Origin of the sequence: Micromonospora sp. NPDC000442 (assembly GCF_042898635.1) — a bacterium.
Taxonomy (GTDB): domain Bacteria; phylum Actinomycetota; class Actinomycetes; order Mycobacteriales; family Micromonosporaceae; genus Micromonospora.
The window spans coordinates 103,695-126,016 of sequence record NZ_JBIAYZ010000014.1 but is presented as its reverse complement, the minus strand read 5'-3'; the positions used below and the strand labels follow the sequence as shown (position 1 = coordinate 126,016).

General features: G+C 69.5%; 11 protein-coding genes. 5 read left to right on the top strand and 6 right to left on the bottom strand.

The genetic code is table 11. The features are described 5' to 3' along the window. Positions 1–63 precede the first annotated feature (63 nt). The 6 genes from ACFY2A_RS21980 to ACFY2A_RS21955 form a co-directional block, all read right to left on the bottom strand. Positions 64–981, bottom strand: a complete 918-nt coding sequence (locus ACFY2A_RS21980) for an amidohydrolase family protein (RefSeq protein WP_387174129.1) — start codon at positions 979–981, stop codon at positions 64–66. Next, on the bottom strand, positions 978–1,787 hold the full coding sequence (locus ACFY2A_RS21975) for a metal-dependent hydrolase (RefSeq protein WP_363924056.1): 810 nt from the start codon (positions 1,785–1,787) through the stop codon (positions 978–980). The genes ACFY2A_RS21980 and ACFY2A_RS21975 overlap by 4 nt, the downstream gene beginning before the upstream one ends. Positions 1,788–1,984: 197 nt before the next feature. Then, entirely contained in the window at positions 1,985–2,563 is a 579-nt protein-coding gene (locus tag ACFY2A_RS21970; protein ID WP_387174127.1) for a DUF1707 domain-containing protein, read from the bottom strand. A 57-nt stretch (positions 2,564–2,620) separates the two neighbouring features. Continuing rightward, a complete protein-coding gene (locus tag ACFY2A_RS21965; protein ID WP_387174125.1) occupies positions 2,621–4,450 on the bottom strand; it encodes a protein kinase in 1,830 nt (609 codons plus the stop codon). 133 nt (positions 4,451–4,583) lie between these two features. Then, complete coding sequence (locus tag ACFY2A_RS21960; protein ID WP_387174123.1) at positions 4,584–5,915, bottom strand: glycosyltransferase family 4 protein; 1,332 nt, start codon at positions 5,913–5,915, stop codon at positions 4,584–4,586. A gap of 140 nt (positions 5,916–6,055) precedes the next feature. Further along, positions 6,056–7,987: an amylo-alpha-1,6-glucosidase gene (locus tag ACFY2A_RS21955; RefSeq protein ID WP_387174121.1), complete on the bottom strand. Its 1,932-nt coding sequence runs from the start codon at positions 7,985–7,987 to the stop codon at positions 6,056–6,058. Positions 7,988–8,028: 41 nt separating this feature from the next. Here ACFY2A_RS21955 and ACFY2A_RS21950 point away from each other — a divergent pair, with 41 nt between their 5' ends. The 5 genes from ACFY2A_RS21950 to ACFY2A_RS21930 all read left to right on the top strand — a co-directional run bounded on the left by ACFY2A_RS21950 (position 8,029) and on the right by ACFY2A_RS21930 (position 22,313). Next, positions 8,029–10,731 (top strand): glucosidase, encoded by a 2,703-nt coding sequence (locus tag ACFY2A_RS21950; protein WP_387174119.1) that lies wholly within the window; start codon positions 8,029–8,031, stop codon positions 10,729–10,731. An 82-nt stretch (positions 10,732–10,813) separates the two neighbouring features. Beyond that, positions 10,814–11,386: a TetR/AcrR family transcriptional regulator gene (locus tag ACFY2A_RS21945; RefSeq protein WP_387174117.1), complete on the top strand. Its 573-nt coding sequence runs from the start codon at positions 10,814–10,816 to the stop codon at positions 11,384–11,386. Between the two features lie 206 nt (positions 11,387–11,592). After that, positions 11,593–12,615 (top strand): acetyltransferase, encoded by a 1,023-nt coding sequence (locus tag ACFY2A_RS21940; protein WP_387174115.1) that lies wholly within the window; start codon positions 11,593–11,595, stop codon positions 12,613–12,615. 131 nt (positions 12,616–12,746) lie between these two features. Then, on the top strand, positions 12,747–13,451 hold the full coding sequence (locus ACFY2A_RS21935) for an HAD family hydrolase (RefSeq protein ID WP_387174113.1): 705 nt from the start codon (positions 12,747–12,749) through the stop codon (positions 13,449–13,451). Positions 13,452–13,616: 165 nt separating this feature from the next. Then, complete coding sequence (locus ACFY2A_RS21930) at positions 13,617–22,313, top strand: DNRLRE domain-containing protein (RefSeq protein ID WP_387174111.1); 8,697 nt, start codon at positions 13,617–13,619, stop codon at positions 22,311–22,313. Positions 22,314–22,322 lie beyond the last annotated feature (9 nt).

Sequence of the window (22,322 nt, the reverse complement as noted above, 5' to 3'; positions counted from 1 at the left end):
GGTAGGTCAGGTGTTACGACCACGTCAATAGGCGGTGACGAACTGAGGTCGGATCCCGCTCGATCAGTGCGCGGGCAGGTCGAACAGGTCCGCGGCGGCCTGCCAGCAGACCGTCCGCAGCCAGTCGTCGCCCAGGTCGAGCCGGGCCAGACCGGTCAACTGGTCGGCGTACGGGTAGGGGATGTTGGGGAAGTCGCTGCCCAGCAGCACCTTCCCGGCCAGCCCCAGCTCCCGCAGTCGCGGCAGCTCCTCGGTCGGGAAGGGCACGAACTGGTCGAGGAACGGGGTGAACGCCATGGTGGTGTCCAGCCGCACCCGATCGTGGCGCTCGGCGAGATCCAGGAAGGCGGAATAGTCCGGGGCGCCAAGGTGGGCGACGATCGCGGGCAGCCGTGGGTGCCGGGCGAGCAGCGCGGCGAACGGGTCCGGCCCGGTGTGTGCGGTGCCCACCGGCGCGTGCCCGGCATGCACGACCACCGGCACGCCGGCCTCGGTGAGCAGGCCCCACGCCTGGGCCAACGCCGGGTCGGTGGGTGCGAAACCACCCACCTGAAGGTGCACCTTGAACACCCGGGCGCCGGCGTCGATCGCCTCGGCGACGTAGCGTGCCGCTGCCGGCTCGGGGAAGAAGGTGGCCGACGGCAGGCATCCGGGGGTGTCGCGCGCGAAGTCCAGCGTCCACCGGTTCAACTGCTCGGCCATGCCGGGGCGGTGGGCGTACGCGAGCGCGCTGAACGCCCGTACCCCCAGCCGACGGAGGTGGTCGACGCGTTCGGCGTCGCTCCACCGGTACCGGATCGGCCACTCCAGCCCCACCAGCGGGCCCGCCGATTCGAAGTACTCCCACACCCGGCGGCGCAGCCTCGGCGGCAGGAAGTGCACGTGCACGTCGGCCAGGCCGGGCAGGCCGAGCCCCTGCCAGAATCGTGGCACCGCCGCGTCGGCGGCCACGATCGCCGGGTCGACGGCCTCGACACTCACAGGTCGAGGTTGAACTTCTGTAGTACCGAGGGAGCGACCAGCCCGACCGCGGCCAGCACGGACACGATTGTCAGTGCGGTGCGGACCACGACGATCTCGGTCTTGCCGCCGGCCCGCAGGGCGATCTTGTCGGGCAGGCTGATCGGTGTCCACATCCGGCGCTTGATCGGAATCGGCCAGAGAATCGGTACGCCGGCCCGGGTGATCATGTCACCGATGATATGCACGAAACAGCCCACGCCGACGGCCAGTCCGATCATCGGATAGCCCCGGTCGCCGGGCAGGTTCGCGGCGGTGAACATGGCCGCACCGGCCGAGACCAGGGTGACGATGACCCAGCCCGCGCGCTCGGCCCACTCGTCGAACAGGCCGCGCAGGGCGAGGCCGATCATGAAGAACAGGATGCCGATGACCGCCCACTTGCCGTACCGCGCGCACAGCGTGGTCGTACCCCAACCCACCAGCACCGTGAACGGGATGGTGTGGGTGAGGGTGCGGTGGCCGTTGCTGCGCTTGGGATCGCGGCTGAGCTTGGTGGCGTAGTAGACGCCCAGCGAGACCTTCTCCACCACCTCGGCGATGAACAGCGAGAAGACGCCGAACGTGCGGGCCACGGTCGCGCCACCCTGGTTGCGGGTGACCTTGCCGGACAGATCGAGATCGGGCAGCAGCGCTCCACCGGCGCAGACGGCGGTGCCGACGGCCAACGCCAACGGCGACTGCTCGTAGTCGTAGAAGTGCTGTAGCGCCCAGGACCCGCTCAGCCATACCGCCGCGCCAGACAGCGCGTGCGACGGTCCCATCATCTCGGCTCGCCCTCCCCAGGGATCTTGAGCGCCAAAACTACGCCACTGTAGTTCGCGGCGACGCCGCAGGGGGACCACCCGCCACGTCTACTTTAGACAGCGTTCGGAGCTGGTCGGTGGACCGGGCCGACCACCAGGGAGTATGGCAGCGTGTTACGGTCGGCCGGCCCGATCTGTCGGGCATGGGACGGGCGTGGTCACCACAAGCGTTTGCGGGGCGCGCGGACGGTCACGTCCCCGAAGATCGCCCGGCAGTGCACCTCGATCACCGGTGCGCCCGCCGCGACAGGGCCACTGAGCTTGGACTGCTTGCTACCGAAGATCGCGCTGCCGGTGAGCCGGACATCGGTGCCCTCCGCCACGACGATCGTGACGTTGCCGAAGATAGCCTCGGCGTCGATCCGGGTCACCCGCCCGGGCAGCCGGGCCTCGTGCAGCTCGATCCGGCAGTCACCGAAGACCGCTCGGGCCTCGATGCGCTCCGGTACCGGCCACGCGCCCTTGCGTACCTCGTTACCGAAGACGGCCAGCAGCTTCTCCGGGGCGGGGGCGAGCGCGCCGGCCGCAGGGCGGGCCGTCGCGTCGGGCAGGTCCCTGGTCACCCGGGCCAGTTCGCCGCGGGTCTGTGCGGCGTGGGCGACGCCGGCCCGCTCGGAGTACTCGTCGAGGGTCAGCCGGCCCTCGGCCGTGGCCTTGCCGAGCAGCTCCACGACCTCCTCCCGTTCCCGGTCGGAGACTCGCAGCTGGTCGGTGTCGTCGTGCCGGTCCGGTTCCACGGTCCGAGACTAACGGCGTCCCGCGAGGCCGTCTGCCAGGGCATGTCTCAACGCGGCCTACGGTCGGAAGCTGAGCCGGACGGTCGCCAGCTCGCTCGCCGCGGCTGCCCAGTCGTGTTCGCGTGTGATCCAACCCAACGTCCAGGAACGGCCCCGCGTCGGATCCGGCACGATCTGCGTGGCGCGCAGCCGGTCACCGTGCGGCGTCAACCACCCGAACTCCCACTCGATGGCGTCGCCGACCCGGCCGAGGTGGAACTCCTGGTAGCCGGGCAGGGTGCCGTCGGCCAGTTCCCGGTCCCGCACCGCCCGGAGCCGGGCGGCCGGTTCGGTGGTGACGTCGGCGCTGTCCGCGACGGTGAACGCGCGACCGGTGGCCGGATCCTGGAAGCAGGCCACGTCGTCGTCGCGGGAGTGCCGCCAGTCGGCCGGCAACGCCACCTGGAATCCGCCGGCGTCGGCATGCCACACCCACCCGGCGGGCGGCCGGAAACCGTCGCCGGGCCGGGGCGCTGCGGTGCGCAGCGAGACACCGTCGACCCACGGCCGTACGCAGGGCAGCGGCGGGGGAATGACGCCGCCCGGCGGCGGGCCGGGCGGGCGTCGCCCGTCGCGCGGGAACGAGCCGCCGGGCCCTGGCGCGCCCACGTCGTACGACTGTGGGCTTTGCGTCCCCGGGTCGGGTTGGTCCGCGCCGGTGCCGACCACCGTGAGTGCGGTGCCGATCCCGGCCGCCATGGCGACCAGCACGGCGACCCCCGCCAGTGCCCAGGACCGGGCCACCGGCTCCCGGCGCTGCCCGGTTCCCGGCATCGCCGCCGGGGTGCCGGCGGGCGCGGTCGGTGGCGGTGACCCGCCGGTCCGGTCCGGGCCGTCCCCGCCGGTCTGATCCGGGTCGTGCCCGGCTGACGGCCGGGTCGCCTCGTCGGCGCTCGGGTGCCGGGTCGGCTCCCTGCGGGGCGAGCCGGCGGTCATCGCCGGAGCGTCAGCAGCCTCGATGGACGCGGCGGTGCCGGCGGGAGACGATCCGGTCGTGGTCAGGGGAGCAGTGTCCTCACCGGACCGGTCGGGTTCGTCGGCCGGGTCGGGACCGGCCGCGGCCAGCAGTCGGCGGCGCGTCTCGGCGTGGTCGGTGCGGTGCGCGGGGTCGCGGCGCAGCAGCCCGGCCAGCACCGCCGACAGCGGGCCGGCGTGCGGTGCCGGGTCCGGTGGTGCGGAGGCCAGCGCGCTCAGCGTCGCCATGGCGGTGCTGCGGGCGTACGGGGCGCGTCCCTCGACGGCGGCGTGCAGCGTGGCGCCGAGCGACCAGAGGTCGGCGCGTTCACTGGACACCCCCTCGGCGGCCCGCTCCGGGGCGACGTACTGCGGCGAGCCCAGGATGGTGCCGGGCCTGGTCATCGTCTGATCGCCACCGTCGAACACGGCCAACCCGAAGTCGGTCAGCAGCACCCGCCCGTCGTCGGCGACGAGCACGTTCGCCGGCTTGACGTCGCGGTGCAGCACCCCGGCGTGGTGCGCCGCCCGCAGCGCGTCCAGCAGCGCCAGACCGATCCGAGCGGCCCGCTGCGGCGACAGCGGCCCGTCGGCGTCGAGGAGGTCCTGGAGGGTGCGCGACGGCACGTACTCCATCACGATCCACGGCTCGTCGGCCTCGGAGACCACGTCGTAGACGCGGACCACGTTGGGGTGGTTGAGCCGCGCCGCGGTACGCGCCTCACGCAGCGTGCGGGCCCGCGACTGGTCCAACTCGTCGCCGCCGAGCCAGGCCGGCAGCACCACCTGCTTGATCGCCACCTGGCGGTGCAGCAGCTCGTCCTCGGCCCGCCAGACCGTCCCCATCCCGCCGCGCCCGACCAGATCGAGCAGCCGGTACCGGCCGGCGATCACCGCTCGCACATCTCTCCCATCCGCCGTGGTCCGGCGTACACCCCTAGGGTCTGGTCGAGGTCCACGGTCGGACCGCGGACCTCGACACAGACCCTAGCCAGCGGATCGGGAATCACCTATCCGACGCAGCCATTCAGGAGGCGGCTCCTCCGACCGTGAGGAGGTTGCCGTCCGGGATGGCGATCGTCTGCCGGCACGCGGGCAGCTCGGCGGTGATGCGCCGGGGCTGCGGCGCGGTGTGCTCGCGGCGGGCGGCGGCGTACGTGTCGGCGGTGCGGGCGGCGATGGTGGCCCAGCCGTACCGTCGGCCGACCATGCTGCGTGCCTGCCGGGCGACCCGGCGGGCGAAGACCTCGTCGCCGAGGAGCTGACCCACGGCACCGGCCAGCGCCGACGGGTCGCTGTGCGGGAAGGTGACGCCGGTGACGCCCGGTTCGACGATCTCGGCGAGCCCGCCGGTGCGGGCCACGGCCAGTGGTGCCCCGGCCGCGGCGGCCTCCAACGCCACCATGCCGAAGGGTTCGTAGAGGCTCGGCACGACAGTCGCATCGGTGGCACCGAGCACCGCCGGCAACTGGGTGTTGTCGAGGAAACCGGCGAAGCGCACGGTGTCGGCGAGCCCGAGCTGACGGCTCCGGTCCTCCAACTCACCCCGGTAGGGTCCGTCCCCGGCGATCAGCACCCGCAGCCCGGGATGCCGCGCGCGTAGCTTCGGCACGGCGTCGACCAGGTGCTGCACGCCCTTCTCGTAGACCAGTCGACCGGCGTACCCGACCAGCGGCCCGTCGCCGGCGAAGCGGGCGCGGGCCGAGGCGACCGCGCGGGGCCGGGCCCGCCAGGCCCGGTCGTCGACGCCGTTGGGCACCACGTCGACGCGGTGCCCGGGGGTGTCGAACAGCGTGATGACCTGATCGCGCATGTAGCCGGAGCAGGCGATGACCCGGTTCGAGGCGTTGCTGAGCCAGTGTTCGACGCCGTGGATGGTGCGGTTCATGTCTTCGGGGAGCCAGCCTTGGTGTCGGCCGGCTTCGGTGGCGTGGATGGTGGTGACGAGGGGGAGGTCGAGGTGGTCGCGCAGGGTGATGGCGGTGTGGGCGACGAGCCAGTCGTGGGCGTGGATGATGTCGTAGGTGTCGGTGGCGGCTGCTCGCAGGGCGGCGCGGGTGAGGGTGTGGTTGAAGGCCATGGTCCAGGCCAGTAGTGAGTCGGTGGCGAGGGGGAAGGTGACGGGGTCTTCGGCGGCGCGGATGATGCGGACGCCGTCGACGTATTCCTCCAGCGGTGCGCCGTCGGTGTGGCGGGTGACGACGGTGACCTGGTGACCGGCGGCTGCCAGCGCCACCGACAGGGCGTGCACGTGTCGGCCGAGACCGCCGACGAGGACGGGTGGGTACTCCCACGACAGCATCAACACCCGCTGCGAGCGTGCGGGGTTGATGTCGATCACGTCGGCGTTCGGTGACATACGCGCCCCCTTTGAGTTGTCTCCGCGCACCCCTGGGAAGCCCCCTGACGGGTGGCGTTCGCGTTGCGGCCGGATCGGGACCAATCCTGGTCGTACCTGGCTAACCAGCGGAGACGTAACCGTTGCGGGGGTGTAAAGCGCTACCGGCGGACGCGCAGCAGCTCCGCGACCGACCACGCCTGGAAGGGACACCCGGTGGCGGTGTGCGGGGCCGTACCGTCGGCGGTCTCGCTCACCGAGCCGAGGCCGTACTCGCTCAGGTGCGCCTCCAGGCCGGTGAACAGGTCGTCGACCGGCAGACCGGCCCGCCGGACGGCGTCGGCGTACGGGCCGATCAGCCACGGCCAGACCGTGCCCTGGTGGTACGCGGTGTCCCGCTCGGCCGGCCCGCCCCGGTGCCGGCCGAGGAAGCCGGGACAGTCGGGGGAGAGGCTGCGCGGGCCGAGCGGGGTGAGCAGCCCGGCGCCGAGGTGCCCCAGCGCCGGAGCATCCGGCTTCATCGGCGCGAACGGCAACGACCAGGCCAGCAGCTGGTTGGGGCGCAGCAGATCGTCGTCGTGGTGGGCCGCACCACCGAGCGGGTACGCCGGCGCGGGCGCGTCGACCACGTCGTGCAGCCAGCCGGCCGGGGTGGGAAACCGGTCCCGGAACGCCTTGACCGCCCGCTCGTGCAGCCGGTGCAGCCCGTCGGCGTCCTGCCCGGCCAGTTCGGCTAGTTCTGCGACGCCGGCCACCCCGTTGATCCACAGGGCGTTGACCTCGACCGGCTTGCCGTGCCGCGGGGTGACCGGCACCCCGTACACCCGGGCGTCCATCCAGGTCAGCGCGGCACCGGGGGCACCGCAGGTGAGCAGCCCGTCGGCCGGGTCGACGGCGATGCCGTACCGGGTACCGGCCATGTGGGCGTCGATCACCGCGCGCAGCGCCGGCAGCAGCTGGTCGCCGAGGTCGGTGTCACCGGTGACGGTGACGTGCCGGCTGACCGCGTGCAGGAACCACAACGTGCCGTCGACGGTGTTGTACTCGACCCGTCCGGTGTCGGCGGTGTTGGCCAGCATCCCCTCCGACAGCGTCGCCGCGTACGAGCGCAGCAGCTCACGACCGAGGTCGGCCCGGCCGGTGCGCAGGAAAAGCCCCTCGTACGAGATCATCGTGTCTCGTGACCAGGCGCCGAACCACGGGTAACCGGCCACCACGTCCGGTCCGGTGGCGGTCCGTACGACGAACGCGTCGGCGGCGAGCGCCAGGGTCGCCTCGACCGCGTCGGCCGGCCTGGCCGCCGCGACCACCTGCCGGTTGCGTTGCCGCGCCGCCGCCACCACCTGCGGGCCCGGCGGCGGTTCCTGCTCCAGGTCCGTGGCCCAGGCCAGCACCGACAGCGTGTCGCCGGGGCGGTGCAGGGTGTCGTGGAACTGGCCCGCGTACCACAGGTCCTCCTCCGGGTGCAGGCCCCGCGCCGCCTCCTCGCGGTGGTACACGCCCCGCCACCAGTGGCCCTGCGGTGACCAGCCGGGCCCGGCCAGCCGGTACGCCTCCTCGATCACCGCGCCGCCGTCGACCGGGTCCATCCGCAGCGGCGGCCCGTCGCCGCGTCGCTCGCCGTGCGCGTCCCGCCAGGTGCAGGCGGCGGCCAGCTCCAGCTCGACCGGACCACCGCTGACCAGCCGGTGCACCATCGCCACGCAGGACCGGCCGGGCAGCATGGCCAGCTCCCGCTCGATCACCACATCGCCGACCCGCCACCGCCAGCGTGGCAGCCCGTCGGTCAGGTCGAAGCGTTCCAGCAGCTCGAAGCCGCGCGGGTCCACATCGCCGGAGGCCCACTCGTGCGCGCCCAGGCGCACCCGGGCACCAGATGGCAGCAGCACGGCCGGATCGAGGCTGACCAGTCCCACCTTGCGGGAGGCCGGGGTTTCACCCGGGATCACCAGCAGCCCGTGGTAGCGGCGGGTGCGCAGACCGGCGACGGTGCCCATGGCGTACCCGCCGAGGCCGTCGGGCACCAGCCACTCGCGGCTGGCGGCACTGGTCAGCTCGCCGCAGACCTGCGAACCGTAGCGAATCTCGATCAACTTTCCTCCACGGCGGCGAGGTGTAACACGACACGACGACAATGGCCGCTGTGGTGAAGTACCCCGGCGGCGTCGAAGATGTTCAGGTGATCACTGACAGTTCGTCCTCCGCGCCGGCCCCCGACGTCGAGCGGATCCGGCTCGCCCAGGCCGATGCCGGGGAGCAGGACTGGCGCGCATGGGGTCCCTATCTGTCCGAGCGGGCGTGGGGGACGGTACGGGAGGACTACAGCGAGCACGGCACGGCCTGGGACTACTTTCCCCACGACCATGCGCGCTCCCGAGCCTACCGGTGGTCCGAGGACGGCATGGCGGGCGTGTGTGACGACCGGCAGACGTTCTGTTTCGCTCTCGCGCTGTGGAACGGACGCGATCCGATCATCAAGGAGCGGATGTTCGGCCTCGGTGGCGACGGCGGCAACCACGGCGAGGACGCCAAGGAGTACTGGTGGTACGAGGACTCCACGCCCACCCACTCCTGGATGCGGTGGCGCTACCACTACCCGCAGGCCGCGTTCCCGTACGACGAGCTGGTCGCGGTCAACGGCCTGCGTGGCCGGGACGATACGGAGTACGAGCTGGTCGACACCGGCATCTTCGACGACGACCGGTACTGGGCGGTGACCGTCGACTACGCCAAGGCCGGCCCGACCGACATGTGCATCGTGGTGACCGTGGCCAACCGCGGCGAGGAAGCCGACCGGCTGCACGTGCTGCCGCACCTGTGGTTCCGCAACACCTGGGCGTGGGGGCTGCCCGGCGGTGACCGGGTGCCCCGGATCGTCGGGGCCGGGCGGCGGTTGGTCGGCGAGCACTGGGTGCTCGGTCAGATCATGCTCGAAGGCGACGGCGACCCGACGCCGCTGCTCTGCGACAACGACACCAACGCCGAGCGGCTGTGGGGGCTGCCGAGTCGTACCCCGTACCCGAAGGACGGCATCAACGACCATGTGGTCGACGGTGCGGAGACGGTCAACCCGCAGTTGGAGGGCACCAAGGGTGCGCTGCACTACGTGCTGGACGTGCCGGCCGGCGAGCAACGGCGGATCCGGCTGCGGCTGACCCGCACGGCCCCGCCGCCCGGCGGCGGCGAGCCGCCGCCGGCCGAGCTGGGCGACGGCTTCGACGCGGTGGTGTGGGCCCGTCGCGCCGAGGCGAACCGGTTCTTCGACGCGGTCATCCCGGCCAAGGCCAGCGTCGACGAGGCGTTGATCGCCCGGCAGGCCATCGCCGGGCTGATGTGGGGCAAGCAGTTCTACCACTTCGACGTCAAACGGTGGCTGGACGGCGACCCCGGCTCGAACCCGCCGGCCGGTCGCCGGCACGGGCGCAACAGCCACTGGTGGCACATGACCAGCTTCGACGTGATCTCCATGCCCGACCCGTGGGAGTACCCGTGGTACGCCGCCTGGGACCTGGCCTTCCACTGTGTGAGCATCGCCCGGGTCGACCCCGGCTTCGCCAAGGAGCAGTTGCTGCTCCTGCTGCGTGAGTGGTACCTGCACCCCAACGGGCAGATTCCGGCGTACGAGTGGGCCTTCGGCGACGTCAACCCGCCGGTGCACGCCTGGGCGGCGTTGAAGGTGTTCGAGATCGACGGCAGCCGGGACCACGACTTCCTGGCCCGGATGATGCACAAGCTGCTGATGAACTTCACCTGGTGGGTCAACCGCAAGGACACCGGCGGCAACAATGTCTTCGAGGGCGGGTTCCTCGGGCTGGACAACGTCGGCCCGTTCGACCGCTCGGCGGCGCTGCCGGTGGCCGGGGTGCTGGAGCAGTCCGACGGCACCGGCTGGATGGCGATGTACGCGCTCAACCTGCTGGACATCGCCATCGTGCTGGCCGAGCACGACCGCACCTGGGTGGACACCGCGACGAAGTTCTTCGAACACTTCGCCTACATCGCGGCGGCCGCGTACGACCAGGGGTTGTGGGACGACGAGGACGCGTTCTTCTACGACGTGCTGCGGCTGGCCGACGGCACGCAGGTGCCGTTGAAGGTGCGCTCGGTGGTGGGCCTGCTGCCGCTGGCCGCGGTGACCCGACTGACCGCGCGGACCCTGCACCGGCTGCCCGAACTGGGTGCCCGACTGCGCTGGTTCCTGACCAACCGGCCCGAGTACGCCTCGGTGGTCGGCGCGCGGCGGCTCGGCCCGGACGGGCGGCAGCAGCGGCTGCTGTCCATGTGCGGCCCGGAGCAGGTGGTGCGGCTGCTCGCCCGGATGCTGGACACCGACGAGTTCCTCTCCGAGTACGGGCTGCGTACGCTGTCCCGTGCCCACCTGGACAAGCCGTTCGCGGTGACCCTCGGTGGGCAGGAGTTCTGCGTCGGCTACGAGCCCGCAGAGTCGACAAGCGGTCTGTTCGGTGGCAACTCCAACTGGCGCGGCCCGATCTGGATGCCGACGAACTTCCTGCTGATCAGCGCGTTGCGGGACTACGCCGCGTTCTTCGGCGACGACCTCCAGGTGGAGTATCCGACCCGTTCCGGGGTGAAGAAGACCCTCGACGAGATCGCCGACGACCTGTCGGCCCGGCTGATCGCGCTGTTCACCCGCGACGGCTGGGGCCGCCGACCGATCTACGGTGCGGCGCAGCTCTTTCAGACCCACCCGGACTGGCGTGACCTGATCGCGTTCCCGGAGTACTTCCACGGCGACAACGGCGCCGGCCTGGGTGCCTGGCACCAGACGGGCTGGACCGCCCTGGTCGCCGACCTCATCCTCACCCTGCGCCGCTGACGGTCTCCTGGCAGACCTCCCTTCAGTCGCCAATCCGTCGCGACCGAATGACCCTGCGTGGAGCGGGGCTAGCATCAGCGGCGTGTCCGGAGCAGACGAACCAGGCACCGGGCGGGACGGTGACGCCATCGTCACCACCGCCTGGCAGTTGGCCGAGGCGGAGGGCCTGGCCGCGGTGACCACCCGCCGGCTCGCCGAACGCGCCGACGTCGACCTCGGTGCCCTCTACCAACGCTTCGCCGACCGGGACGCGGTGGTCGCCGCCGTCGCGGTGCGCGGCTTCGCCGACCTGGCCGCCGCGCTGACCGGGGCCCGCACCGCGGTCGAGCGCCCGGCGGAGGTCTGGCCGGCGGTGCTGGCGGCCTACCTGGATTTCGCGTACGCCAATCCGGAGGTCTACGACGCGATGTTCGCCCACACGCCGGAGTTGACCCTCGGTGTGGAGCAGGTCCCCGAGACGGTCGCGGCCACCTTCGGCGAACTGCGCACCGCGCTGACGCCGTTGGCCGCCGGCCGCGACCCCGACATCCTCGCCGAGCTGGGCTGGAGCCTGCTGCACGGCATGGTGATGCTCACCCGCGGCGGTCGCCTACGCCCCGACACCCAGGACCACCGCGAACACGTCCTCAGCACCGACCTCTTCACCCCCCACTGACCCACCCCACCCCCGCCCGGCCCAACGGGTTGGGGTCGGGTCGGGGTGGGGTGTGGTTGCGGGCGGTGGGGTGGGGTCGTAGGTTCGCTGGCACGCCGTCGAGTGGGAGAGGAGGTCAGAACAATGTCCGATGTTCTGCGCCCCGTCCGCGGCCCGGCGTCCACGCGGATCTGACCCGGGGCGTCGCTGTCCCCGGAGGATCTGCCATGACCGATCTGGTCATCCGCCCGCTCGTCGCGGGCGAGGAAGAACTGTTCGACTCGATGCCCGACCCGTTGCCGCAACTGCGACAGATCAGCTACGCCGACGGGATCGCCGGTGGCGGCTACCGGCCGGAGCACACCTGGATCGCCCTGCGCGCCGGCCGGGTGGTGGGTCGCGCCGCGTGGCTGCTGCCACCCGGATCCGTCGGCGAACCGTGGCTGGAACGGTTCGACCTGGGCCCCAGGCCGTCCGCCGATGCGGCACGGTCGGCCGACCCAGCCGGGTCGGTCGATACCGCGCGGCTGGTCGACCCAACGCGGCCAGTCGGTACGGCGCCGGAGATCGGTGCTGCGTTGCTGCGGGCCGCGCACGACGCGCTGGGCGGCCCGAAGGTGTACCACGCGGCTCTGCCGGCGTACTGGCGTCGGCAACCCGAGGTGCGGTCCGTCGCCGAGGCGGCGATGGCGGCGGCCCGGCTCGCGGGACTGGTCGAGCGGGGAGAGCGGCTCAGGTTCAGTTGGGCGGGTGGCCCGCTGCCAGCTCCGTCCGGCCGGTTCTCGTTCCGTCCCGCCGCCGACGCCGCGGAGATCGACGCGCTGGTGGCCCGGATCGGTGAACCGGTCGTGCTGACCGGTGCCGAGACCGCCCGGGTGGTCGCCGGGGTGGACCTGGCCCGCGACCCGCTTGGCTGGTTGACCGGTACGCCGCCAGGCAACTGGCGCGTCGCCCTCGACGGTGACGAACCGGTGGGCCTGGCGGGACCGACGGCCGACGCCTGCTTCCCGATGATCGCCTACCTCGGCCTACTGGGCGAAACGGTGCAGGGCGACGCGCTGCGGGACGACACGGTGCGGGGCGGTACGGCATTGGGCGAGCTGTTGGCCGACTCTGTCGCGGCGTTGGCTGCCGGCGGGGCGTACGAGGTGGTCGCCGACGCGGACGCGCACCGGGTGGCGGTGGTGGCGGAGCTGGAGCGGACCGGCTTCCGGCGGATCCGCTCGCGGGTGGTCTTCACCCCGGCCTGAGCCGATGATCGTCTGCATTCCAGTGACTCGACACGACGGCACGACGGTCACTGGAATGCAGACGATCAAGGACGGGTCCCCGGTTATCGGGTCGTCGGACGTGCGCCGGTTCGCCTAGAGTCCGCGAGGTGATGCGTGCGGCAGCCATCGAGCCGGGTCGGGTGCTGGTCTTCGACGCCGACGACACCCTCTGGGAGAACAACGTCGTGTTCGAGCGGGTGATCGACGACTTCCTGGAGTGGTTGGACCATCCCACCCTCGACCGGGCGCAGCTGCGGACCGTGCTCGACGACATCGAGCGGGCCAACGCTGTCACCCACGGGTACGGCAGCAAGGTCTTCCTGCGCAGTCTGCGGGAGTGTCTGGAACGGCTGCGTCAGCGTCCGGCGACCGAGGCGGAGCGCCGTGAGATCGACGAGCTGGCGGTGGCGCTGGTGACCCACCAGGTCGAGCTGATGCCGGGGGTGGCCGACGCCCTGGACGAGTTGGCCGGCCGGCACGAGCTGCTGCTGCTGACCAAGGGCGAGCGGGAGGAGCAGCAGCGCAAGCTGGACGCCTGCGGATTGTTGCACCACTTCCGGGCTGCGCACATCGTGCCGGAGAAGAATGTGGACACCTACCGGTGGCTGGCAAGGGAACACGGCTTCGACCCGGCGGGGGCCTGGATGATCGGCAACTCCCCGAAGTCCGACATCGCCCCGGCCCGGGCGGCTGGCATGAACGCCGTGTTCATCCCCAACGAGAACACCTGGGTGCTGGAGCACGACGAGCTGGACCTGGCGGACGCGGGATTGCTGCGCCTCGCCGCCTTCCCGGACCTGCTCCACCACTTCTGAGCGGCGTTTGGCCGCCCGCCGCAAAGCGTCCGCGCAATCCTCGCTTCGAGGGGCGACCGGACGCGCGGAAAGCTCGGACGCATCGCTATCTGATCGATAGCCCGGGATGTATCGACCCTACCTAGCTTCTACCCGTCGTATTGGCCCTTGATCGGAGGGTGACGGGTGAAGAGAAGACTACGGGGACCGCTGATCGCGGTCCTGGCGGTCACGCTGGTGGGCAGCACCGTCGGCGGGACGCAGCTGCTGACCTATGACCGACCCGACCCGGCAGCGAGTTCCGACGATGGGCCGGGCCTGCTGGAGCGCATCGGCGGCGCTGCGCGGGACCTGGTCGACGGAGGTACCGGGCGCACCAAGCCCGAGGTGGTCAGCGCCGGGCTGACGGTCCACGAGAAGGCGCTACCGGCCAAGGCATGGCCGCCGCAGAAGCGGGTCCGGGAGTTGACCGGCAAGCGGACCGCGAACGCCCGCGTCTACCAGCTCTCCGACGGGCGGACGCAGGCGGAGATCTCCGCGGTGCCGCTGCACTACAAGGACGCCAAGGGCCGCTTCCAGCCCGTCGACACCAAGGTCCGCCCGACCACCGAGAAGGGCTACGTCCAGGGCAACCTCAGCAACACCTTCACCAGCCTGTTCGGTGACAGCTCCGACGAACTGGTCCGCTTCGAACGGGACGGGCGCAGCATCGAGCTGGGCCTGGCCGGCGCTGCGAAGGACGTGACGCCGAAGGTCAGTGGCTCGACGGTCACCTACCCGGGCATCGCCGACGGCGCCGACGTCGTCTACGACGTCACCGCGACCGCGCTCAAGGAGAAGATCGTTCTGCGCAAGGCTCCGAGCGGCCCGGCGTCGTACACGTTCACTCTGGAGACCGCCGGCCTGACCGCGCAGCAGCGGGACGACGGCTCGATCGCCTTCGTGCGGGCGAGTGGCGGTGCGCCGGTCTACGTGATGCCGGCGCCGTTCATGTACGACGACAAGGACGACAGGTCGTCCCCGCATGGCAAGGTGTGGAGCGACAAGGTCACCCAGACGGTGACCCAGTTCGGCGGCGCCTCGACCATCACGGTGACCGCCGACGCCGGCTGGCTCGCCGACCCGGCGCGCGTCTACCCGGTGGTCATCGACCCGACGATCAAGATCCAGCCCGTCCCCGCCGACGCGCAGGACGTGCAGATCTACTCGGGGAACACGACCAGGAACTACAACGACACCTACCAGTTGAAGGTGGGCACCGAGGCGACCCACACCTGGCGGTCGCTGCTCAAGTTCAACCTCGGCACCATTCCGGCGAACACGCCGATCGACGACGCGCAGCTGCAGCTGTACTACTCGCAGACCCACACCCAGTGGGCCTACGACGTGCCGATGGAGGCGCGGCGGGTCACGACGGCCTGGTCCGAGGAGACCGCCAACTGGGCGAACATGAATGGCAACATCGCGGGCGCCCCGGCCGGCAATGTGGTGACCAAGGACGACGGGGACTCCGGCACGTCGGTGGTCGGTTCGTGGCCGTACTCCGGCAACGCCACGCTGACGCCGAAGGCGGTCAACGGCGACTACCGCTACCACGGCAGCGGCAGCTCGTCGGACACCCACACCTGGGTGCCCACCATCACCGAGGCGGGCGACTACCAGGTGGAGGTGCACTACGTCGGCGCCTTCGACCGGCCCACGAACGCGAAGTACACAGTGCACCACAGCGGCGGCTCGAAGGCCTACACCGTCGACCAGACGACGCCCGACAGCGCGGGTAGGTGGGTCACCCTCGGCACCCACCCGTTCGTGGCCGGCACCACCGGCAAGGTGGTCCTCAACGGCGTTCCGGGCACGTCGGCGAACGCCGACGCGGTGCGCTTCACCAAGGCCGGTGCGGTCAAGAAGAACGCCAAGTCGAGCGTGTGGACGTCGTTCCCGGTCCGCAACCTGGTGCAGGACTGGGTGAACGGGACGCACTCGAACCACGGCTTCATGATCAAGGCCCTGGACGAGGCCACCAAGGACCGGGGTGGCCCGATCTACGAGGCGTCGGAGTACGCGTACGCGAACGACCGGCGGGACTACAACCTGCCGAAGCTGGTCGTCACCTACGGGCGGCCGGGCGTTTCGGTGGACCCGCCGACCACGATCACCTCGACCGGCGCGGTGCTGTCCTGGCCGGCGTACGTCGACCCGTCGACGGCGACCAGCGACGACATCACCGAGTACCAGGTACATCGCAGCGTGCACCAGAACTTCACCCCGTCGGCGGCGACGTTGATCGCCCCGGTTTCGTCGGGCACGCGGACCTATCAGGACACCACCGCGGAGCCGACGGCGGCCGACAACACCGACCCGATGGCCCGCAAGTTCTTCTACTACATGGTCGCGGTGAAGACCCGCGACGGGCAGTTGCTCGCCGGGCCGACGCAGCCGGCGATGCTGCCGAAGGCCGGCCAGATCACCCGGATCTACCGGACCGCGGCGACCGACGCGACCGGCTCGAACGGCGTCATCGACACCACGCTCTCCGCGGCGCGGCCGACGGAGAACGTCGACGTCTACGACGGAGACCCCTACGTCAGCCCGGGCAACAACTCGCCGTACTACGGGGACTCCCGGGGTGTGGTGAAGTTCCCGACGCTGACCGGCATCCCGACCGACGCCAGGGTCGTCGGCGCCGAGCTGCGGATGTACAACAACGCCTTGTTCCCCGGCACGGACACCGACGAGTACGTCGATGTCTACAAGCTCAAGCGCGCCTTCAACGAGACGAAGGCGACGTGGAACAGCTACGACGGGGTGAACGCCTGGACCACGCCGGGCGGTGACTACGACGCCGCCTGGAAGGCGAGCTTCAACGGCTTCACCAATGACCCCGAGTGGGAGACCTGGGACGTCACCGCCGCCGTCGACGGCTGGGTGAAGACCCCGGCCAGCAACTACGGCCTGCTGCTGCGCCAGCGCGACGAGGCCAACCAGACCGCCCGGGCGATGCTGCTCTCCTCCGAGGGCGCCGAGCCGATGCTGCGGCCGACGCTTGAGGTCACCTACCTCGAGCAGACCGCCGAGTCGACGTACTACGCCGCCTCGACCCCGCAGGTGCTCACGCCGAACACCACGTACACGCTGCCGGTGACCGTGTCGAACCCGACGCTCGCGGCCTGGAACACCAGCGACTGGGAGCTGTCGTACGACTGGAAGCGCGCCGACGGTGTCACCGACGGTGCCGACGCGAGCTTCGAGCTACGCACGCCGCTGCCGAAGAACGTGCCGGCCGGCGGCACGGTGGACGTCGCCGCCCAGGTGAAGGCCCCGCCGTCGTCGACGGAGGGGAGCAAGCGCACGCCCTACGTACTCCAGTGGGAACTGCGCAACAAGCTCACCGGCAAGAAGCTGTCGGAGACCACGCCGATCGAGGCGCTGCCGCAGAACGTGGCGGTCGAGGAGCCGACCTCCGACCAGCTCGGCCTGGAGAAGTTCTACTCGTACGCGGGCAAGAACACCGGTGCCGGCTCCACCGTGATGAACAACCTGTACGCCGGCAACACCGTCTGGTCGTACAACGCGTTCACCAACCCGTCGCGGGGTCTGTCGACGTTCGTGCGGCTGGCGTACAACTCGCTGGACACCTCCGACACGGTCGCCGGCTTCGGCTGGTCCCTGCAGGCGTCATCGTTGGGCCGGCTGGGCACTCCGCTGGACTTCCACCCCAACCCGAACCCGACGAAGGTCACCCTGACCGACGGCGACGGCACCAGCCACTGGTTCACCTGGGACGCCGCCGCGAACGAGTGGAAGAGCCCGAAGGGCGTGCATCTCTACCTGCAGAAGCACACCCCGGTCGACTGCAAACCCAACACGCAGGAGCCGAGGGCCTGGGTGCTCACCAAGCCGGACCGGACGCAGTTCTTCTACGACTGCGAGGGCTTCCTGTCCAGCGTGGTGGACAACAACGGCAACGAGATGCGCTTCGTGTACGAGGAGCGCAAGTCCAACAACAAGCCGACCAAGTTCCTGAAGTACATCACCGACCCGACCGGCCGGCAGACGCTGACCGTCAGCTACCACGCCAAGGGTCAGACGTTCGACTACATCGACGACTCCACCTGGACCCGGGTCTCCGGTGCGACCAACCTGACCAACCCGCACATCATCGACAAGATCTCGCAGATCACCGACATCTCGGGCCGCAAGCTCACCTTCACCTACACCGACAAGGGCCTGCTCGGTGAGCTGATCGACGGCGCCGGCTCCACCAACGGCGCGCCGAAGACGTTCAAGTTCGCCTACGACATGACCCAGGGCAACAAGAACGTCAAGCTGGTCAAGGTCACCGACCCGCGCGCCAACGCGACCAACCTGGTCTACAACTACCCGCAGACCGGCGACGACCCGAAGTGGCACTGGACCACCAAGTCCTACACCGACCGGCTCGGGCACCCGACCCAGTTCGCCTACACCGACCCGGACGGGCCGCAGGGCAACAACATCGACACAACTGTCACCGACGCGGAGAACCACGCGACGGCGTACCGGATGGACGGCTACGGCCGCCCGGTCCAGACCACAAACGCGAAGAACGAGACCACCAAGCTCGGCTGGGACGACGACCACAACGTCACCCGGCTGGAGGAGGCCAACGGCGCGGTCTCGACCTGGGCGTACGACGCCAAGACCGGCTACCCGACCGAGATCAAGGACGCGGAGGCGGTCAAGAACGGCACCTCGGGCACGGTGCTGACCTACCAGCGCCAGCTCAACGGTTACGTCGCCGACCTCACCGAGAAGACCAGCCCGGAGGGGCGCAAGCACACCTTCGGCTACGAGGCCGACGGTGACCTCGCCTGGGTAATCGACCCGATCGGCAACACGACGTCGGACCCGGAGGACTACAAGACCTCCTACACCTACGACGCGTGGGGCCAGATGCTGACGGCGACCGACGCCAACGGCAACACCACCAAGAACGACCTGTTCGACGACAACGGCTACCCACAGAAGATCATCGACGCGAAGCTGAAGGAGACAGAGTTCGTCTACGACGTGCGCGGCCAGGTCACGAAGGTCATCGACGCGTACGAGAAGGAGACCACGCAGGCGTACGACACGTTCGGCCGCCCGCTGGAGAACCGGGTACCGAAGGACCAGGCGGCCGGTGACTTCGTCGTCACCCCGGCCCCGGAATACGACCTAAACGACAACGTCGTCAAGTCGTACGCCCCGAACGGCGCGTACACCACCGCGTCGTACGACAAGGCGGACCAGCTGACCTACACGCTGGCGCCGGTCGACGTGGCGGGTGACCCGGAGCGGAAGACGTCCTTCACCTACGACAAGGTCGGCAACCCGCTGACCACCACCGAGCCGAAGGGCAACCTGACCACGGTGGCCGGCGACTTCGTCACCAGCAACGCCTACGACGAGATCTACCAGCCGACCAGCGTCACAAACGCCGAGGGGCACCGCATCACCTACGAGTACGACAACGTCGGCAACGTGAAGAAGGTGGTCGACCCGCGCAAGAACGCGTCGGCATCGACCTCCGACTACACGACCCTCTACGACTATGACTGGGCGCACCGGGTCACCAAGGTCACCGACGCCATCGGCAAGTTCACCACCAGCCGGTACGACCGGGACGGTCTCGTCACCGCGACCACCGACCAGCTCGGCAACACGACCGAGGTGACCCTCGACCGGCGGGGCAAGCCGACCGAGGTGAAGGTGCCGCACAAGAACGACAACGGCGACATCACCTACCGGACGACCAAGTACGAGTACGACGAGGTCGGCAACCAGACGCGGGTCATCAGCCCGCGGGGAGTCGCCACCACGGACGACCCGGACGACTTCGCCACGGTCACCGTCTACGACGAACTGAACCGGGTGAAGGAGACCCGCACCGCGTACGACAAGGACGACGCCCGTTACAAGACCGCGGACGTCACCACCTACCACTACGACGACGTGGGCCGGCTGGCGAAGGTCAGCATGCCGCCGTCGGCGGGTGAGTCGGTTCGCAACGACACCACGTACTCGTACTTCGACAACGGCTGGACCAAGTCCAGCAGCGATCCGTGGGACATCGTCACGACGTACGACTACAACAAGCTCGGCGCGCAGACGGCGCGGACGGTGACGTCGGCGGGTGGGTCGTCGAACCGGACGATGACCTGGTCGTACTTCCCGGACGGCAAGCTGGCTTCCCGCACGGACGACGGCGTGCCGGTCGGCAAGCACGTGGTGCTGGTGGACAACTCCGATTTCAACAACGTCACCACCACCGGCACCTGGACGGCCGCGACCACGGCCGGGAACAAGTACGGCCCGAACTACGCCACCCGGCCGGCGGGCACCGGCACGGACACCTTCACCTGGCAGCTCAACGTGCCGCAGGCCGGCACGTACGAGGTGTTCGCCCGCTACCCGCAGGTGTCCGGCGCCGCCACGGACGCTCGATACACCGTCAAGCACGGTGGCGGGGACACGGTGAAGACGGTCAACCAATCCGCCAACGCCGGGACGTGGGTGAGCCTCGGCTCGTACAGCCTCACCGAGGGCAACAGCCACACGGTGTCGCTGTCCGACCAGGCGACAGGCACGGTCGTCGCGGACGCGGTGAAGGTGGTGCGGGACAACACCGGTGTGACCGACAACGAGAAGGTCGACTACGCCTACCGGTACGACCCGAACGGCAACCTGGAAACCATCACCGACTCGTCGCCCGGTGCCCGGGTCGACACGTACTCGGTTACCTACACCGGTTTGAACCAGGTCGACAAGGTCATCGAGCGCAAGTCGGGGACGGTCAAGAACAGCACCGAGCTCACGTACAACGAGAACAGCGCGCCGCTGACCACCGAGCACGACAAGCAGTACGCCAGCTACGGCTACGACGAGCGTGACCTGGTGTCGACGGTGGTCAACGGCAAGTCCGCCACCGACCCCGGGAAGAAGACGACCACCTTCACCTACACCGACCGGGGTGAGAAGAAGAAGGAGACCAAGGGCAACGGCAACACCGTCGAGTACTCCTACTACCTCGACGGCCTGCTACGAACCCAGTTCGAGAAGAAGTCGAACGGGACGCTGGTGTCGGAGCACACCTTCACCTACGACCTGAACGGCAACCGCACGCGGGACGTCGCGAAGAAGATGAACGCCGACAATAACTCGGCGTACCTGAACACGACCAGTGACTACACCTACGACCCGCGTGACCGCCTCGCGCAACTGGCCAGGACCGGTGACGGCGCCGACACGGAAACCTACATCCACGACGCCAACAACAACGTCATCACCCAGACGATCAAGGGCGCGACGACCACCTTCAACTACGACCGCAACCGGTTGCTGACCGTTACCACAGGTGGGTCGACCTCGTCGTACAACTACGACCCGTTCGGCCGCCTAGACACGGTGACCGCCGCGGGTCAGGTGATCGAGAAGAACCTGTACGACGGATTTGACCACATCACCGAAAACCGCAAGAAGGTCGGTACCAGCACCACCGTCACGAGGTACACCTACGATCCACTGGACCGCACCGCGACGAAGACAACCGACGCCGGCGGTGCGAAGGAGAAGACCACCACCTTCAACTACCTGGGCCTGTCATCCGAGGTACTCGACGAGGAGGTGGCCGGAGAACTCACCAAGTCCTACCAGTACTCGCCCTGGGGTCAGCGGCTGTCGCAGATCACGCACAAGGATGACGGCACCGAGGAGCAGGCGTACTACGGGTACAACCCGCACACCGACGTCGAGCAGCTGACCGACGCGACCGGCAACACGAAGGCCACCTACGGCTACACCGCGTACGGGAAGGACAACGAGGCCGAGTTCACCGGCATCGACAAGCCCGACGCCGCGGACCCCACCAAGGAGCCGTACAACGCCTACCGGTTCAACGCCAAGCGGTGGGATCAGGCTTCCGGCTCGTACGACATGGGCTTCCGCGACTACAGCCCCGGCTTGAACCGGTTCCTGTCCCGCGACAGCTACAACGGTGCACTCGCCGACATGAACCTCGGCCTCAACCCCTTCACCGGCAACCGCTACGCCTTCGGCGGAGGCAACCCGATTTCAATGATTGAAGTCGACGGACACGTCGTCACCAGTGACGGCGGTGGCGGAGGGGGAGGCGTGGCCCCGCCCACCTGTTCTACTGCGACGCCAGAGTACTGTCACCCTCCTGGGGAGAACGACCTCGGATCCTACGGTCTTGGCGCGAAATGGCTCATCGGGTTTGTCTCCGGCTTCCCCCAAATGGCGGCGTGCCGGAACGTCAACTATGGCTGCCCTGCTGAGAACAAGTCCGTTGAGTATTTCCGGGATGGGGATCCATTCACAGAGGGAATCCGCAAGCTGGACAGCGTCGAGCAGGCTCGGCAGGATATCGCTGCTGCGATCGCAAATGGTCAGACGGCGGGGCCGGTCCACTTCCATTACCTTTCCCAGTCGCCTGATCAGCGCAGAGAGGCGGCCATTGACAACGGCTTGTCTGTTCTGACGAATGGTCATATGGGAATGCCTATTGAGCAGGCATTCATGGGGTCATACGATATGACATGGAACCTGTTGGGCTATGATAAGAGTGGAAACGCAGTTATCGAATTCAATTTAACCAATGCCAGCACCTGGGCGTCGGCGAAACCAGACCCGGGGAAGGTGCACAACTATCCTGGGCAGGGTCTCACGAGCCCGAGCGCAGGTGACGGGCATGAGGCCGGTCTTGGTGAGCGGTGGATGCAACAGTCGGTAAGATGGCGAGAGACGTTTCCTGGTGGGGCGGCGCCAGAGCGTCCGGGTCGGTGGGCGCCGGCTCTCGAGCCGTTGAGGTATATTAACTGGCCGACCCTTCCTTCCCTCTGGTAGGGCGTGACA

Bases quoted from the DNA above. Each gene is read 5' to 3' on its own strand.
- ACFY2A_RS21950 (WP_387174119.1), top strand. From the start codon at position 8,029: ATGGCCGCTGTGGTGAAGTACCCCGGCGGCGTCGAAGATGTTCAGGTG.
- ACFY2A_RS21975 (WP_363924056.1), bottom strand. From the start codon at position 1,787: ATGATGGGACCGTCGCACGCGCTGTCTGGCGCGGCGGTATGGCTGAGC.
- ACFY2A_RS21940 (WP_387174115.1), top strand. From the start codon at position 11,593: ATGACCGATCTGGTCATCCGCCCGCTCGTCGCGGGCGAGGAAGAACTG.
- ACFY2A_RS21935 (WP_387174113.1), top strand. From the start codon at position 12,747: ATGCGTGCGGCAGCCATCGAGCCGGGTCGGGTGCTGGTCTTCGACGCC.
- ACFY2A_RS21960 (WP_387174123.1), bottom strand. From the start codon at position 5,915: ATGTCACCGAACGCCGACGTGATCGACATCAACCCCGCACGCTCGCAG.